Source organism: Kribbella aluminosa, from assembly GCF_017876295.1.
Taxonomy (GTDB): Bacteria; Actinomycetota; Actinomycetes; order Propionibacteriales; family Kribbellaceae; genus Kribbella; species Kribbella aluminosa.
In genome coordinates this window covers 859,243-874,782 of record NZ_JAGINT010000002.1, presented here as the reverse complement: position 1 = coordinate 874,782, position 15,540 = coordinate 859,243, and the positions used below count along the sequence as shown (strand labels likewise).

The window sequence follows — 15,540 nt, the reverse complement described above, 5'->3', positions numbered from 1 at the left end:
CGAGGAACCCTGGGCGTCAAGCGTCTGCGAGGGCTGTCCCCCGCGTACGCGCGCGTTGTACGTTCCTCTAAAGGAGGTTTGCCGTGCTGCTCACCGAACTGCTGGACGCGCCCGAGCTCGGGTTGCGGCTGCTGTACTCCGCGGGCGGCGTACTGGATCGGCCGATCGGGCGGCTGGTGACGACCGATCTGCTGGATCCCGGGCGGTACCTGAACGGTGGGGAAGTGGTCCTCACCGGGTTGGTCTGGCGGCGGCGGCCGATGGACAGCGAGGTGTTCGTCGCCTCGATGGCGGGCCGCGGCGCCACCACGATCCTGGCCGGGAAGGCGCAGTTGGGGGACGTGCCAGCCGATCTGATCGAGGCGTGCCGGCGGCACGAGGTGACGCTGATCGAGGTACCGGTCGAGATCGCGTTCGCGGACATCACCGAGTACGCCGCGGCGGCGGGATCGGCCGAGACCGGGGCACGGTTGTCGGCGAGCCTGGTCCGCCAGCGGCAACTGCTGTCGTCGATCGCCGCCGGGCGCAGCCTCGACGAGCTCGCGGCGCGGATCTCCGCCGAGATCGGGCACGACTGCCGGGTGCTGACCGCGACCGGGCGGCACGTCGTGCCCGGGCCGAGCGAGCTCGACGCCGAGACGGTCGACGCGGTGACCCGGCGATTCCTGGCCACCGACCGGATGCCCGCGGTGGCGGCCGCGCCCGAGGTGACGCCGTACAGCCTGTTCCCGATCGGATCGGGGTTCGGCAACCGGTTGACCGCCTGGTTCCTGGTGATCGACGGCGACTACACCACCTGGACCCGCGATCACGTCGAGGCGGTGCACGAACTCTGCGCGATCGCCGCGCTGGACCGCGCCCGCCGCGACGAGGGACGGCGCGCGCTCCGGCCGCTGGTCGCCGACGCCCTCGCCCTCGTCGAGTCCGGTGCCGCCCAGGCCGAGGTCGCCGCGCGCCTGCGCCAGGCGGGTGCGCACTCGGAGCGCCCGCTGGTCGTCGCGGTCGCCGGCCTCCGCGACGACGGTCCTGCCGAGGTCGCGCTGACGTTGCTGGAGGATGTCGCGCTGACGGTCGGTCCGGCCGTCGTCGCGCCCGGCCGGGACGGGCTGCTGGTCGCCTTCCTGCCCTTCACGCCGGAGCTCCCGGAGCACCTCCGGCGCGCCTTCGGGCGGCTCGCTCCAGGGCTGAATCGGGCACATCTCGCGGTCGGGATCAGCGGCGAGACGTCGATCGACGCGCTCGCCGGCGCGCTCGAGGAGGCCCGGTTCGCCCAGCGTGCGGCCGGCGCGGCCCGCGCACCGGTCTCGGTCGTCACGTCGGACGAGGTCGCCTCACACATCCTCCTGCTCGCCACGCTGCCCGACGACGTACGGCGTACGTACACGAACCGCGTCCTCGGGGCGGTCCTCGACCACGACCGACGTACCCATGCGGACCTGCTCATGACGCTGCAGGCCTTCCTCGCCTGCTCGTGTTCGTGGACGCGTACGGCGGAGTCGCTGCACCTGCACGTCAACACCGTTCGCTACCGGATCGAACGCGTTGAGCAACTGACCGGACGCGATCTGTCGACCCTCGAGGACCGGGTGGACGTGTTCCTCGCCCTCAAATCGCTGTAGTTGTGTGATCACACAAAACAGAGCGTTCTCCGGGCGTTCATCTTCAGAGGTTCACCGGGTGCAATCCACCGGCTGCTGAGCAGATGCTCGGGTGCAGGTCAAATCCCCTGCCGCCCCACGCAGCCCGAGGAGCGTGTCCCCGATGAAGGCAAACCTGCGGCCCAGCCGCCACCCAGTCGACCAGGTGCTACCCCCTGGCAAGCTCGCGGTGTACGGCACGCAGCACGTGCTGGCGTTCTACGCCGGGGCGGTGATCGTACCGATCCTGCTCGCCAGCGCGATCGGGCTGAACACGCAACAGCTGATCCACCTGATCAACGCGGACCTCTTCACCTGCGGGATCGCCTCGATCATCCAGTCCGTCGGGTTCTGGAAGGTCGGCGTCCGGCTGCCGCTGCTGCAGGGCGTCACGTTCACGGCGGTCTCGCCGATGATCGCGATCGGGCTCGCGGCCGGTGGCGGCACCAACGGTCTGCTGGTGATCTACGGCGCCGTCCTGGTCGCCGGGCTGGCCACGTTCTTCATCGCGCCGTACTTCAGCAAGCTGATCCGGTTCTTCCCGCCAGTGGTGACCGGCTCGGTGATCACGATCATCGGTCTGGCGCTGCTGCCGGTCGCGGCCGGGGACGCCGTCGGCGGGGCGGGACCGACGGCGGCACCGACCAGCGGCAAGAACATGGTGTACGCACTCGGCACGCTGGCGCTGATCGTGCTGATCCAGCGCGTGTTCAAGGGGTTCATGGCGACCATCGCCGTACTGGTCGGGCTGGTCGCCGGCACGCTGGTGGCCTGGGCGTTCGGCGACGCGCACTTCGGCGCCGTCCACGACGCGGCCTGGGTCGGCGTCACGCAGCCGTTCTACTTCGGCTGGCCGAAGTTCTCGGTCGCGGCGATCATCTCGATGGTCGTGGTCATGCTGATCACCGCGGTCGAGACCACCGGTGACGTGTTCGCGACCGGTGAGATCGTCGAGAAGCGGATCAGCCGCGACGACATCGCCCGGGCGCTGCGCGCCGACGGACTGGCGACCACGATCGGCGGCGTCTTCAACTCGTTCCCGTACACCTGCTTCGCGGAGAACGTCGGCCTGGTCCGGCTGACCCGGATCCGCAGCCGCTGGGTGGTCGCCACCGCCGGGGCGATCATGATCCTGATCGGGCTGCTGCCGAAGGCCGGCGCGATCGTGGCCGGCGTACCGCATCCGGTGCTCGGCGGCGCGGCGCTGGCGATGTTCGCGACGGTGGCGGTGGTCGGGTTCCAGACGCTGGCGAAGGTCGACTTCCACGACCACCGGAACGTGGTGATCGTCGCGACCAGCGTCGGGCTGGCGATGTACGTGACCGCCCAGCCGCAGGTCGCGCAGGCGGTGCCGCACTGGGCCCAGATCATCTTCGGCAGCGGCATCACGCTCGGCAGCCTGACCGCGATCTTCCTGAACATCCTGTTCCACCACGTCGGCAAGAACTTCGGCCCGGCGGTCGCCGGGCAGCCCGGCGACACGGTCCGGCTGGACCAGGTGAACACGATGACGCAGGCGGAGTTCGTGGACACGTTCGGCGAGCTGTTCCAGGGACCGCGCTGGGCCGTCGAGCGGGCCTGGGAGATGCGCCCGTACGCCGACACGCACGCGCTGCGGCGGTCGTTCCAGGAGGCCTTGTTCTCCGGGTCCCGCGACGAGCAGGTGGAGCTGATCCAGGCGTACCCGCAGCTCGGGTCGCAGTTCGTCGCCGACGGGTTGAGCGGCGAAGCCTCGCTGCGCGACCAGTCCGACAAGGGGCTGACGTTCCTCGGCGATCCCGAGCGGGACGAGCTGACCGCGATCACGTCGGCGTACGAGGAACGGTTCGGGTTCCCGCTGGTGATCTCGGTGCGGGACGCCGAGTCGTACGAACGGATCCTCGAGCAGGGCCGCGAACGGCTCGGGAACTGCGAGAACCAGGAGCACGCGGCCGCCCTGCTCGAGATCGCGAAGATCGCCGGCTACCGGTTCGACGACTTCGTGTCCGACGCCAACCCGATCCACAGCGCCCGCACCCGATGGAGCAGCAACAGATGACCACCCAAGCCCTGCGTACTCCCGCCCTGACCGTGAACGGAGAGGTCACCCCTCTGGGCGACATCTCCGTTCACACCACGGTCCTCGACTGGCTCCGCAACCGCGGCCTGACCGGCGCCAAGGAGGGCTGCGCCGAGGGCGAGTGCGGCGCCTGCTCGGTGCTGGTCGCCCGCCCTGGTACGACGACCGCCACCGAGTGGATCGCCGTCAACGCGTGCCTGCTCCCGGTCGCCTCACTGGACGGTCAGGAAGTCATCACCTCCGAGGGGCTGGGGTCCGCCGCCGACCTGCACCCGGTGCAGAAGGAGATGGCGGTCCGCGGCGGCTCCCAGTGCGGCTACTGCACCCCGGGCTTCATCTGCAGCATGGCGGCGGAGTACTACCGCCCCGGCCGCGCGTGTGGTGAGGGTGATCATGAGCACGGGGCGAACGGGTTCGACCTGCACTCGTTGAGCGGGAACTTGTGCCGGTGTACGGGGTATCGGCCGATCCGGGATGCTGCATATGCGCTGGACGAGCCGGCCGACGACGACGCGCTCGCCGTACGGCGGGAATCGGCGCCGCCCGCGCCCGCCACCACCGGGATGGTCTCCCCGGAGGGCGAGTTCATCCGCCCGGCGTCGCTGGACCACGCACTCGCCGTACTGCGTGAGCGGGACGATGCGGTGGTGGTGGCCGGTTCGACCGACCTCGGCGTACAGGTGAACATCTTCGGGTCGCGGCCGCCGTTGACGATCGCGATCGACCGGCTGGAGGAGTTGCGGGAGTTCAGTTTCGGGTCCGGCGAGGTACGGCTCGGGGCGGCGTTGACGCTGACGGAGATCGAGCGGCGGTTGGACGGGCGGGTGCCGTTGCTCGCCCAGCTGTTTCCGCAGTTCGCGTCGCGGTTGATCCGGAACGGGGCGACGATCGGCGGGAACCTGGGGACCGGATCACCGATCGGAGATACACCACCCGCACTCCTGGCACTGGATGCCACGCTGGTTCTGGCGTCGGGGCGCGGGGAGCGAGTGGTGCGGTTGGCCGAGTACTTCACCGGTTACCGGCAGACTGTGAAGGCGCCTGACGAGCTGATCAAGACGATCGTGGTTCCGTTGCCTTTGGCACCGGTTACTGCTTTTCACAAGATCGCCAAGCGGCGCTTCGACGACATCTCCAGCGTCGCGATCGGGTACGCCCTGACCGTTGCCGACGGCACCGTTCAGGACGCGAAGATCGGATTGGGCGGCGTCGCCGCGACCCCGTTGCGTGCGAGCGCGACCGAAGCAGCGCTCATCGGTCTGCCGTGGAACGAAACGACCGTCCGGACGGCCGCCGCGGTGATGGCGGGTGAGGGTACGCCGATGGACGACCACCGGGCGAGCTCGTCGTACCGCTCCGCGATGCTCGGCCAATCGCTACTGCGCTTCTACCACCAGGAGGTGAGCGCATGAGCTCGCTGTCCGAACGACCGGCCGCCGCGGTGGTCGGCGTACCACTGCCGCACGAGAGCGCCGCGCTGCACGTGACCGGAACCGCCTTGTACACGGACGATCTGGTGATGCGCACCCGCGACGTACTGCACGCGTTCCCGGTGCAGTCCCCGCATGCACACGCGCGGGTGACGGCGCTGCGGGTGAAGCCGGCGTACGACGTACCGGGCGTCGTCCGGGTGCTGACCGGAGACGACGTACCGGGGGTCAACGACGCGGGCGTGAAGCACGACGAGCCGCTCTTCCCGGACGAGGTGATGTTCAACGGGCACGCGGTGTGTTGGGTACTCGCGGAGACGCTGGAGGCCGCGCGGCTCGGGGCGACGGCTGTCGAGGTCGAGTACGAGCCGCTGCCGTCGCTGGTGAGCGTCCGCGAGGCGATCGCGGCGGGGAGCTTCCAGGGCATCGGGCGGCACCTGGAGCGCGGCGACGTGACCGGTGCGCTCGGCGAGGCTGCACACGTATTCAGTGGTGAGTTCGAGTTCGCCGGGCAGGAGCACTTCTACCTGGAGACACATGCGGCGTTGGCGTTGGTCGACGAGTACGGGCAGATCTTCGTGCAGTCGAGTACGCAGCATCCGTCGGAGACGCAGGAGATCGTCGCGCATGTGCTCGGGCTGGCCAGTCATTCGGTGACCGTGCAGTGCCTGCGGATGGGCGGCGGATTCGGCGGCAAGGAGATGCAGCCGCACGGGTTCGCGGCGATCGCGGCGCTCGGCGCCACGCTGACGGGACGGCCGGTGCGGTTGCGGCTGAACCGGACGCAGGACATGACGATGTCGGGCAAGCGGCACGGGTTCCACTCGGCCTGGACCGTTGGCTTCTCGGACGACGGTCGATTGGTCGCACTGGACGCGACGATCACCGCCGACGGCGGGTGGAGCCTCGACCTGTCGGAGCCGGTGCTGGCGCGGGCGATGTGCCACATCGACAACGCGTACGAGATCCCGCACGTCCGCGTGGACGGGCAGATCGCGAAGACCAACAAGACGTCGCAGACCGCGTTCCGCGGGTTCGGCGGGCCGCAGGGGATGCTGGTGATCGAGGACATCCTCGGACGGTGCGCCCCGCTGCTCGGGTACGACGCCCTGGACCTGCGGCGGCGGAACTTCTACCAGCCGGGCGACTCGACGCCGTACGGGCAGCCGGTGCGGCACGCGGACCGGCTCGAGTCCTGCTGGTCGCAGGTGCAGTCGCTTGGTGATGTGGACCAGCGGGTTCTGGAGATCGCGGAGTTCAACGCCGCGCATCCGTACCTGAAGCGTGGGTTGGCGATGACGCCGGTGAAGTTCGGGATCTCGTTCAACCTGACGGCGTTCAACCAGGCCGGTGCGCTGGTGCACGTCTACAAGGACGGGTCCGTGCTGATCAACCACGGCGGTACCGAGATGGGGCAGGGCCTGCACACGAAGATGCTGCAGGTCGCGGCGACCACGCTCGGCGTACCGCTGGAACGGGTCCGGCTGGCGCCGACCCGGACCGACAAGGTACCGAACACGTCCGCGACCGCGGCGTCGTCCGGCGCCGACCTGAACGGCGCGGCGATCAAGAACGCGTGCGAGCAGATCCGCGAGCGGTTGGCGCAGGTCGCCGGCGGGAAGCTCGGGATCAGCCCGCACGACGTGCGGTTCGTCGACGGTGTCGTCCGTGGACTCTCCGGGGACGGCGTGGGCTGGAACGAGCTGGTCAACCTCGCGTATCACCAGCGGGTGCAGCTGTGGGCGGCCGGGTTCTACCGGACCGAGGGGTTGCACTGGGACGCGAACGCGATGCGCGGCGAGCCGTTCAAGTACTTCGCGTACGGCGTCGCGGCGTCGGAGGTCGAGGTCGACGGATTCACCGGGGCGTACACGCTGCGCCGGGTCGACATCGTCCACGATGTCGGCGACAGCCTCAGCCCACTGATCGACATCGGCCAGATCGAGGGCGGTTTCGTCCAGGGCGCCGGGTGGTTGACGCTGGAGGACCTCCGCTGGGATTCGAAGACCGGCCGCCTCTCCACGCAGGCGGCGTCGACGTACAAGCTGCCGAGCTTCTCCGAGATGCCGGAAGTCTTCAACGTCACGCTCCTGGAGAAGGCCCACGAGGAAGGCGCCGTCTACGGCTCGAAGGCCGTCGGCGAACCCCCACTCATGCTTGCCTTCTCCGTCCGCGAAGCCCTGCGCCAGGCGGCAGCCGCCTTCGGCCCGCCGGGCACGAGCGTCGACCTGCCGTCCCCAGCTACACCCGAGGCGGTCTATTGGGCGGTCGAACGGGCGCGAGGAGGGACCTCATGGAGTGGGTGAAAGCCGTTCAACGGCTGCGTGCTCGGCGGGAGGCCGGGGTTCTCGTGACCGTGCTGTCGGTTCGTGGACACGCTCCGCGCGAGGCCGGCGCGAAGATGGTTGTTGCTGCTGACAACGTCTGGGCGACTGTCGGCGGCGGAAACCTCGAGGCGCTGGCGGTGGAGCGTTCGCGGGAGATGATTGCTCAGGGCATCGGCAGTCCCGAGGTGCTGACCGCGGCGTTGTCCGACAAAGCGCCGTACCAGCACGGAGTTCAGTGTTGTGGTGGTGAGGTGCAGTTGTTGCTGGAGCCGTTGCCGGTGGTGCCGTCGGTCGCGATCTTCGGGGTCGGGCACGTGGGGCTCGAGCTGGCGCGGATCCTCGCGCGGCACGACATCGAGCTGCATCTCGTCGACTCCCGCGCCGACCAGCTGACGACCGGACGGCTCGGCGTGCTGGACGACGCGGTCGCGCAGGTCCACGTCCACAACGTCCCCGTACTCCCCGAGCTGGTCGTCGGCGAGCTGCCGCCCGGTACGCACGTCGTGATCATGACCCACGACCACGCCGAGGACGCCGCGCTCTGCGACGCCGCCATCCGGAACGACCAGCTCGCCACCATCGGGCTGATCGGGTCGAGCGCCAAGTGGACCCGCTTCCAGCGCAAACTCGCCGACGACGGCAACCCACCCGAGGCGATCGCCCGCATCACCACCCCGATCGGCATCCCGACCGTCACCGGCAAGGAACCGGCCGTGATCGCCGTCAGCACCGCCGCCTGGCTCCTCGAACGCTTCACCACCGAACGAGCACCACAACAGACCACCGGCGAGGCAGCTGCTGCCTCGACATCGACTGCCGGGGCGCACGCCGCTTCGGCGCAGTCTGCCGCGCGGCTTCCCGTGCCGGCTCGATCTGCCGAGCGTCGCCCCGCCTCGGCTCAGCGTAAGGCAACAGCATGACTCTCTACCGTGGCACGTTCATCGACACCCCGGAGAACCCGTTCACGGGCGCCCGGCTGCGGGTCGACAGCGACGCCGGCCTGCTCGTCGAGAACGGGCTGATCGTTGCCCGCGGCCCGTACCTGGAGATCCGCGAGGCGCACCCCGCCGAGCAGGTCGTGGATCTCCGCGACGGCGTCGTACTCCCCGGGTTCGTCGACACCCACGTGCACTTCCCGCAGATCCGCGCGGTCGGCGGCCTCGGCCTGCCGCTCCTGGAGTGGCTCGACCGCTACGCCCTCCCCGAGGAGGCGCGGATGGCCGACGTCGGCTACGCGACCGGCGTCGCGAACGAGTTCGTCCGCGGCCTGGCAGCTGCCGGTACGACGTCCGCCCTGGTCTTCGGCGCGCACTACGCCGACGCTGTCGACGCGCTGTTCAACGCCGCCTCGCAGGTCGGGCTGCGGATCACCTCCGGCCTGGTCCTCAGCGACCGGCTGCTCCGGCCGGAGCTGCTCACCACCCCGGTCCGCGCGTACGCCGAATCGCTCGCCCTCGCGAACCGCTGGCACGGCGTCGGCCGCAACCGGTACGCCGTCACGCCGCGCTTCTCGCTGTCCTGCACCGACGACCTGCTCGCCACCTGCCGCGAACTCATGGAGGCGATCCCCGGCGCCCTGTTCACCTCGCACGTGAACGAGAACGAGGCCGAGATCGCGACGGTCGCCGACCTGTTCGGGGGCAGCGACTACGTGACGACGTACGACCGGCACGGCCTGGTGGACCGCCGTACCGTGCTCGCCCACAACGTGCACCCGACGGACGTCGAACTCAAAACCCTCGCGACCAGCGGCGCCACGGTCGCACACTGCCCGACGAGCAACGCGGCGCTCGGGAGCGGCCTGTTCCCGCTGACGCGACACCTGCAGTACGGCGTACGCGTGGCGCTCGGGTCGGACGTAGGCGCCGGCACCGGCTTCTCCCTGTTGAAGGAGGGTCTCCAGGCGTACTTCTGCCAGCAACTCCTGGGCGACCACGGCCGCCCGCTGACGGCAGCCCATCTCCTCTACCTGGCGACCACCGCCGGCGCCGAGGCCCTGGACCTCCCGCAGGTCGGTCACCTCTCCGTAGGCCACTACTTCGACGCCCAACTCCTCCGCCCCGCCGAGGGTTCCCCGCTGGCGGTCGCCATCACCCACGCCGACGACACCGAAGAAGCCCTCGCCCGAATCTTCACCCTAGGCACCCCCACCGACATCCAAGCCGTCTGGATCAACGGCGACCTCCTCCACTGATCACCCCCGCCGGGGACTGGCGATAGGCAATTGCTTATCGCCAGTCCCCTTCGCGTATACCGACATCGCTCGCCAGAGGCGGGCGGCGGTGTCGTGGGGTACGTCGAGGTCGGGCCAGTTGATGCGGATCACGACCTGCGGCTCGGGCTTCGGCAGGCCGTGGTTCGCCATCAGCACGCGGAGACGCGATTCGCCGACCGACTCGCTCAGCCCGTCCGCAAACTGCACTGCGGTGTACGCGGCCGGTAGACCACGCCAGTGCCGATGCCGCCGTACGACGGCCGCAAGTCTGTCGCGGGTCGTCAACCGCATCCTGAGCGCGGCGTCAGCCAGGACGACGCCGACCTCGTACGACGTCGTGCAAGCCGTCTCGACGATCGCGCGCTCGCATCTCGTGAGCTCCAGACCCTCGAGCTCCACGACCTCGTCGGCAGCGATCGCACCCCGATGCACCTGGATGCTCCGGCCGACGCGCGACTGCCCGGACCCCAGGCGCGTGAAGTGCGCCTTCGTCAGGTCGGCGCCCCAGACCGGCAGCCCGTGGAGCATCGCCGCCGACTGATGACTGACCACCACGTCGCCGAGCCGCTCCCGCGCCATCCGCACCGTCAGCCGATGCAGCCGGACGGCACGATCCCACGGGGGCTCGTCGGCTTGCCAGCCGCGCGGGTCGACGTACGAGTTGAACCCCATCCTGATCCACTGCCCCGTCCGCACCCGCTGCCGAATCTGACTGTCGCTGTACCCCGCGGCCAGCGCGTCCGGCCGGGTGAACCACCCGCCGCGCCCCGCCGCAACCACTTCCAATCTCCTGTTCATGCCCAAGAACATGCACTCGCCCCACACCGTCCGAGCCGGCAATCTCACAGCTGTGGATAACCCCTGAGGGCTGGCGATAGCGCATCGCCTATCACCAGTCCCCGCGGCCTATCGGCAGAGCGCGGCCTGGGTGCGGGCTACCTCTGCGGCCAGGGTGGGTACGTCGGCGGTTTGGAGTACGGCGTGTTCCACGACGGGGCGGCCGTTCGCGAGGAGCAGTGCTAGCGGCGGGGGTGTGGAGAGGGCCAGGGCTGCTAGTGGGTCGGGGATGCCGGCGTGGGGGAGGCCGGCGAGGTCCCAGACGGCTAGGTCTGCTTGCTTGCCTGGTTCGAGGGAGCCGATGTCGTCGGAGCGGCCCAGGATGCGGGCTCCGTCCAACGTGGCCATTTCGAGGGCGGCTCGGACGGTGAGGGCCTGGGGGCCGCCGCGGGCTCGGGCGAAGAGGAGGGCGTGGCGGAGTTCCTCGACGAGGCTGCCGGATTCGTTGCTGGCGGCACCGTCCACACCCAGGCCTACCGGCGATCCGGCGGCGCGGAGGTCGGCGGCGCGGGCGATGCCGGCGCCCAGGCGGGCGTTCGAGCTCGGGCAGTGGGCGACGCCCGTACCGGTACCGCCGAGGTGCTTGATCTCCGCGTCGTCGAAGTGGATCCCGTGCGCGAACCACACGTCCGGCCCGGTCCAGCCGAGGCGGTCGGCGTACTCGAGCGGCGTGCACCCGTACGTCTCCCGGCACCACGACGTCTCGTCCGTCGTCTCCGCGAGATGCGTGTGCAGCCGTACGCCGCGGCGCCGGGCGAGCTCGGCCGATTCGCGCATCAGCTCCCCGCTGACGCTGAACGGGGAGCACGGCGCCACCACGATCTGCAGCATCGAGCCAGGTGATGGGTCGTGCCAACGGTCGATCGCGTCCTCGGTCGCGGCGAGGATCGTGTCCCGGTCCTCGACCACCGAGTCCGGCGGCAACCCGCCGTCCTTCTGACCGCGATCCATCGACCCGCGCGCGGGATGGAAGCGCAGCCCGATCTCCGCAGCCGCTGCGATCTCCGCCGCGAGCAGATCCCCGCCCGGGAAGACGTAGTGATGATCGGCGACCGTCGTACATCCGGTCAACGCGAGCTGCGCCAGCGCCGCCCGGGCGGCGACGTACACGGTCTCCTCGGTGATCCGGGCCCAGACCGGGTACAGCGTGGTCAGCCATTCGAAGAGCGTCGCGTCCGCGGCCAGCCCGCGGGTCACCCACTGATACAGATGCTGGTGCGTGTTCACGAATCCCGGCGTGACCAGACAGCCACGCCCGTCGACCACCCGGGCATCGTCGTACGCCGGAGCCGGCCCGGGCCCGACCGCCACCAGGCGATTGCCCTCGGCAACCACATGCCCGGCGAACTCGCGCCGGGCCGGATCGAGGGTCGCCACGTAGGCGCCCTCGATCACGATCCGCGGCATCAGCAGAAGCCGGCGATGTTGACCCACGCACTGCCGGCGTCGCTGGCGTCGTCGCGGGTCACGGACGCCTCGATCAGGCCGTACGGGCGGTCCGCGGCGATGAACACCTCACCGGGGTTCTCGACACCGAACGGCGCGAGGTCGACCAGGAAGTGGTGCTTGTTCGGCGCCGAGAACTTGATCTCGGCGACCTCCGGATGCTCTTCGAGTACGGCGGATCCCATGCCGTACAGGGTCTGCTGCAACGCCAGACTGTGAATCGTCGCGAACCGCGAGAGCAGCAGCCCCTTGATCTCGTCGTACGACTTGTCCCAGTCGACCTCTGTGTGGTCGTACCGCCAGCGCGCGACCAGCGAGGTCGCGAGGATCCGGTCGTTCGTCTCCGGCAGCGTCGTGTACTCGTCCTTCAGGAACCCGTGGAACTCCGACCCGGTGGACTTCAGTACGACGAGATCGCTGATCCCGGAGACCACGTACGCCTTCCGGTCCGCGCCGCGGCCGTCGATGTTGACGACCGCGTTCCGTACCCCGCCACCGGTCCGGACGAACGAGTGGTCGTGCTCCTGCCCGTCGACGAGGATCCGCTCCCAGGCGTACTCCTCGACCTCGATCCGGGCGCCCGACGCGGCCGCCGACGCCTCCAGGAACCGATCGCCGAGGGTCAGTGCGTAGTCCTCGATCGCGCCGACGCCCTTCTCCTTGGCGAACGCGAACGCCGTGTTCTTCTGGGTGTCGGTCGGCAGTACGCCGGCCTGGTCGCCGGTGGTGTGCGCGGCCGCGAAGTCGCCACGGAGCGCGGTCGACACGTTCAGGTCGCGGATCTGGTGGCGAGGCGTGTCCCGGTAGATCCGGACGACACGGTTCTCGGCTTTGCCGTACTGGTTGGTGCCCAGGTGGATGGCCATCTCGGTCAGCTCCCTCGGTAGGTGGAAAACGCGAACGGGCTGAGCAGCAACGGGACGTGGTAGTGCCGCTCGTCGGCGACCGTGAAGGTCACGGAGACCTCGGGAAAGAAGATGTCCTGGCCGGTGCGCTCGGCGTACGTCGTGACGTCGAATCGGAGGCGGTACGTCCCAGGGCCGAGGGCCGGCGCCAGCATGATCCGCCCGTCCGCGTCGGTCGTTCCGGTCGCCCGTACGGCGTCACCGGCGTACAGCTGCACCGGGACGCCCTGGGCCGGTCGCCCCAGCGCGGTATCGAGGACGTGTGTCGACAAAGAGCTCATGAGACCACCTTGCTCAACCGGAGCAGCGCGATTTTGCGCAGCTCCTCGTGGACAACTGCCGCCTCGGTCGCGTCGTCGTGCGTGAGCCGGGTCTGCAGGCTGCTCAGCATCTGCCCCGCCGACAACCCGGTGGCGCAGATCAGGAACACCCGGCCGAACCGGTCCTCGTACTGACGGTTGCCTTCGGCAAGCTCTCGGCGGCGGCCGGCGTCGTCGCCGACTCCCGACTGCTCGGACCGCGACCAGGCCGCCTCGGCACTCGCGCCCTGCGGGCGGTCGCCGATCCGCGGATGCGCCTGCAAGGCCCGGTCGACCTCGTCGTCGTCGAGCTCCCGCAGTACCTGGTCGGCGACCGCGGTCAGGGCGGCGACCTCGCCGTACGGCCGCTTGGCGAGGATCGCGTCGACCCACCGCGGTACGTCGCAGCAGGCCGTCAGTGCCGGCCGCAAGCGGTCGGTCGGAGTGGAGTTGAACTCCTCCAGGTCCACGATCACACCTTCTCGAATCCCGAAATCAACTTTCCGTATGACGAGAGCGTGACATCCACGGAGGCCGTCGTCAACAGTTTGTTGAAATTCAGCGGGAGCGGTTCAGATAGTTGTAGACGGTGAAGCGCGTGACGCCGAGCGCCTCGGCCACGATCTCCGCCGACTTCCGGTACTCGAAGGCACCGCGGGACTCCAGCAACCGCACAGCCTGCTGCTTGTCGTGCCGGGAGAGGTCGCGCAACGGGCCGCCGAGCTCCGCGGCGACGTCGGCCAGCAGGCCCTGCACTCCACCCTCCGCCGCTCTCCCGGGAGCCTTCTCGGAGGCCGTTTCGGACCCTTTCTCGGGCGCCTTGCCGGCGGGCTTGGGCGGTAGCCGGACGGCGATCACCGGCTCGCCGTCCCATTCCAGCGGTACGTCGTCCGCGCGCGCGTCGTCAGGGTCGACGAGCTCGGCGTTCAGCCGTTCGACCAGCGGCGTGATCGCCTCGACGAGCGGGTGCTTTTCAGGCATCGCGCCGTACCTGCAACGTCACCTGGCTCGCGCCGCCCGCGAACGCGGCCTCGAGCACTTTCGGCAGCGCGGGCAGCAGCAGGTCCTGCTCCCCGCTGACCTGCGTGCCGAGCGGGCCGAACTCACAGTCGAGCCCGGCCGCCTCCGCCGCCCGCAGCGCCTCGGTGGCGTGCGCGGGCGGCGGCCCCTCCACATCGAAGGGCTCCGTGGTGAACTCCGCAACCAGTCGCATGTCGCGAGGCTAAGCTCGCCGAGCCAGTTTCGCGAGGCCTGTGGTGTCGAACTCGGTTGTGTCGATCGCGCCGCACTCGATCCCGCGCAGTACGAAACCGGCGAGGGCAACCGCAGTGGCGGGCTCGTCGAGGTACCCGGACTCGCCGTGGCCGAGGTACGCGCGCAGCCGGAGCGCGGCCTGGTCGAAGCCTTCGCGGTAGAACAGGTACGTCGCCGCGAACCGGGTCGGGAGCTGCGCCGGGTGCATGTCCCAGCCCTGGTAGATGCCGCGCGCGAGCGAACGGCGTACCAGCCGGAAGTGCAGGCGCCACGCGTCGTGGATCGCGTCGCCGACCGGGAGAACGTTGGTCGACCCATCGGATACGAACACGCCGGTACCGGCCGCGGCGAGCTGCATGACGTCCTTCGCGTGATCCGCGACCGGATGCTCCATGCTCTGGTACGCCGCAGCGACGCCGAGCGAGGCCGAGTAGTCGTAGGTGCCGTAGTGCAGACCGGTGACGCGCGAGCCGCCGGCCTTCAGCATCCGGGCGATCAGCGCCGTACCGTCGGAGCCCAGGATCGCCTGCGGGGTCTCGACCTGGATCTCGAACGGCAACGGCTGGAGGTCGTGCTTGGCCTCCAGGGTCTCGAGCGCGTAGACCATCGCCTCGACCTGTTCGACCGACGTCACCTTCGGGAGCGTGATGACGAAGCCGTCGCGGTTTCCGCCGAGGTTCTCGAGGAACAGGTCGAGGGTCCGGATGCCGCGGCGGCGGGTCGGCGCCTCGAGGGACTTGATCCGGAGACCGTAGTACGGCGACTGCGGGGCGATCCGGGCCGCGGCGATCGCGGCCGCGTCCTCCTCCTCGTCGGGGCGGTTGCCGTAGCCGTCCTCGAAGTCGATCCGGAGGTCCTCGACCGGCTCGCGTTCGAGCTTGCCGCGGACGCGGTCGTACACGTCGTCCGGCAGGTCCAGCACCTTCACGAACTCCGGGTGCTCTTCGAGGGCCTTGCGTGCCTGCGCACCCCAGTCCGCGACCGTCTGTTCGCCGTACCGGTCGGCCGGGACGTAGACGGTGTGGACGGGTTGCCGGACCCCGCGGTCACCGCGGTAGTCGGCGGTCAGTGCCGCGTCCGCGGCCGCCAGCCGACGGTCGAGCTCGGTCATCAGATCATCCACTCCGGCCT

At 69.8% G+C, this 15,540-nt stretch carries 14 protein-coding genes; 6 read left to right on the top strand and 8 right to left on the bottom strand.

Annotation, left to right across the window (positions count from 1 at the left end; genetic code table 11):
• The first annotated feature begins 83 nt into the window (after positions 1-83).
• The 6 genes from JOF29_RS25645 to guaD all read left to right on the top strand — a co-directional run bounded on the left by JOF29_RS25645 (position 84) and on the right by guaD (position 9,647).
• Entirely contained in the window at positions 84-1,619 is a 1,536-nt protein-coding gene (locus JOF29_RS25645) for a PucR family transcriptional regulator (RefSeq protein WP_209697007.1), read from the top strand.
• Positions 1,620-1,761: 142 nt separating this feature from the next.
• Complete coding sequence (gene uraD, locus JOF29_RS25640) at positions 1,762-3,675, top strand: 2-oxo-4-hydroxy-4-carboxy-5-ureidoimidazoline decarboxylase (RefSeq protein ID WP_209697006.1); 1,914 nt, start codon at positions 1,762-1,764, stop codon at positions 3,673-3,675.
• Positions 3,672-5,108 carry a xanthine dehydrogenase small subunit gene (locus JOF29_RS25635; protein ID WP_209697005.1) on the top strand — a complete coding sequence of 479 codons (1,437 nt, stop codon included), beginning with the start codon at positions 3,672-3,674 and terminating at the stop codon, positions 5,106-5,108. The genes uraD (JOF29_RS25640) and JOF29_RS25635 overlap by 4 nt, the downstream gene beginning before the upstream one ends.
• Complete coding sequence (gene xdhB / locus JOF29_RS25630; protein ID WP_209697004.1) at positions 5,105-7,432, top strand: xanthine dehydrogenase molybdopterin binding subunit; 2,328 nt, start codon at positions 5,105-5,107, stop codon at positions 7,430-7,432. Before JOF29_RS25635 ends, xdhB begins: the two co-directional genes overlap by 4 nt.
• Positions 7,420-8,373, top strand: a complete 954-nt coding sequence (gene xdhC / locus JOF29_RS25625; protein ID WP_209697003.1) for a xanthine dehydrogenase accessory protein XdhC — start codon at positions 7,420-7,422, stop codon at positions 8,371-8,373. The genes xdhB and xdhC overlap by 13 nt, the downstream gene beginning before the upstream one ends.
• Complete coding sequence (guaD, locus tag JOF29_RS25620; protein WP_209697002.1) at positions 8,370-9,647, top strand: guanine deaminase; 1,278 nt, start codon at positions 8,370-8,372, stop codon at positions 9,645-9,647. The genes xdhC and guaD overlap by 4 nt, the downstream gene beginning before the upstream one ends.
• Here the strand turns inward: guaD and JOF29_RS25615 are convergent, their stop codons facing one another.
• The 8 genes from JOF29_RS25615 to JOF29_RS25580 all read right to left on the bottom strand — a co-directional run bounded on the left by JOF29_RS25615 (position 9,648) and on the right by JOF29_RS25580 (position 15,532).
• Positions 9,648-10,466, bottom strand: coding sequence for a type IV toxin-antitoxin system AbiEi family antitoxin domain-containing protein (locus JOF29_RS25615; RefSeq protein ID WP_209697001.1), 819 nt, complete (start codon positions 10,464-10,466; stop codon positions 9,648-9,650).
• Positions 10,467-10,574: 108 nt separating this feature from the next.
• Complete coding sequence (locus JOF29_RS25610; protein ID WP_209697000.1) at positions 10,575-11,912, bottom strand: 8-oxoguanine deaminase; 1,338 nt, start codon at positions 11,910-11,912, stop codon at positions 10,575-10,577.
• Positions 11,912-12,817, bottom strand: a complete 906-nt coding sequence (gene pucL, locus JOF29_RS25605; RefSeq protein WP_209696999.1) for a factor-independent urate hydroxylase — start codon at positions 12,815-12,817, stop codon at positions 11,912-11,914. Before pucL ends, JOF29_RS25610 begins: the two co-directional genes overlap by 1 nt.
• Before the next feature lie 5 nt (positions 12,818-12,822).
• Positions 12,823-13,137: a hydroxyisourate hydrolase gene (uraH, locus tag JOF29_RS25600; RefSeq protein ID WP_209696998.1), complete on the bottom strand. Its 315-nt coding sequence runs from the start codon at positions 13,135-13,137 to the stop codon at positions 12,823-12,825.
• Positions 13,134-13,625, bottom strand: a complete 492-nt coding sequence (gene uraD, locus JOF29_RS25595; protein WP_209696997.1) for a 2-oxo-4-hydroxy-4-carboxy-5-ureidoimidazoline decarboxylase — start codon at positions 13,623-13,625, stop codon at positions 13,134-13,136. The genes uraH and uraD (JOF29_RS25595) overlap by 4 nt, the downstream gene beginning before the upstream one ends.
• Before the next feature lie 88 nt (positions 13,626-13,713).
• Positions 13,714-14,136: a helix-turn-helix domain-containing protein gene (locus tag JOF29_RS25590; protein WP_209696996.1), complete on the bottom strand. Its 423-nt coding sequence runs from the start codon at positions 14,134-14,136 to the stop codon at positions 13,714-13,716.
• The gene (locus JOF29_RS25585; RefSeq protein ID WP_209696995.1) at positions 14,129-14,368 is read right to left on the bottom strand and encodes a thiamine-binding protein; all 240 of its coding nucleotides are present in this window, start codon (positions 14,366-14,368) and stop codon (positions 14,129-14,131) included. Before JOF29_RS25585 ends, JOF29_RS25590 begins: the two co-directional genes overlap by 8 nt.
• A gap of 9 nt (positions 14,369-14,377) precedes the next feature.
• Positions 14,378-15,532: a DUF6986 family protein gene (locus JOF29_RS25580; RefSeq protein ID WP_307863684.1), complete on the bottom strand. Its 1,155-nt coding sequence runs from the start codon at positions 15,530-15,532 to the stop codon at positions 14,378-14,380.
• Positions 15,533-15,540: the final 8 nt, after the last annotated feature.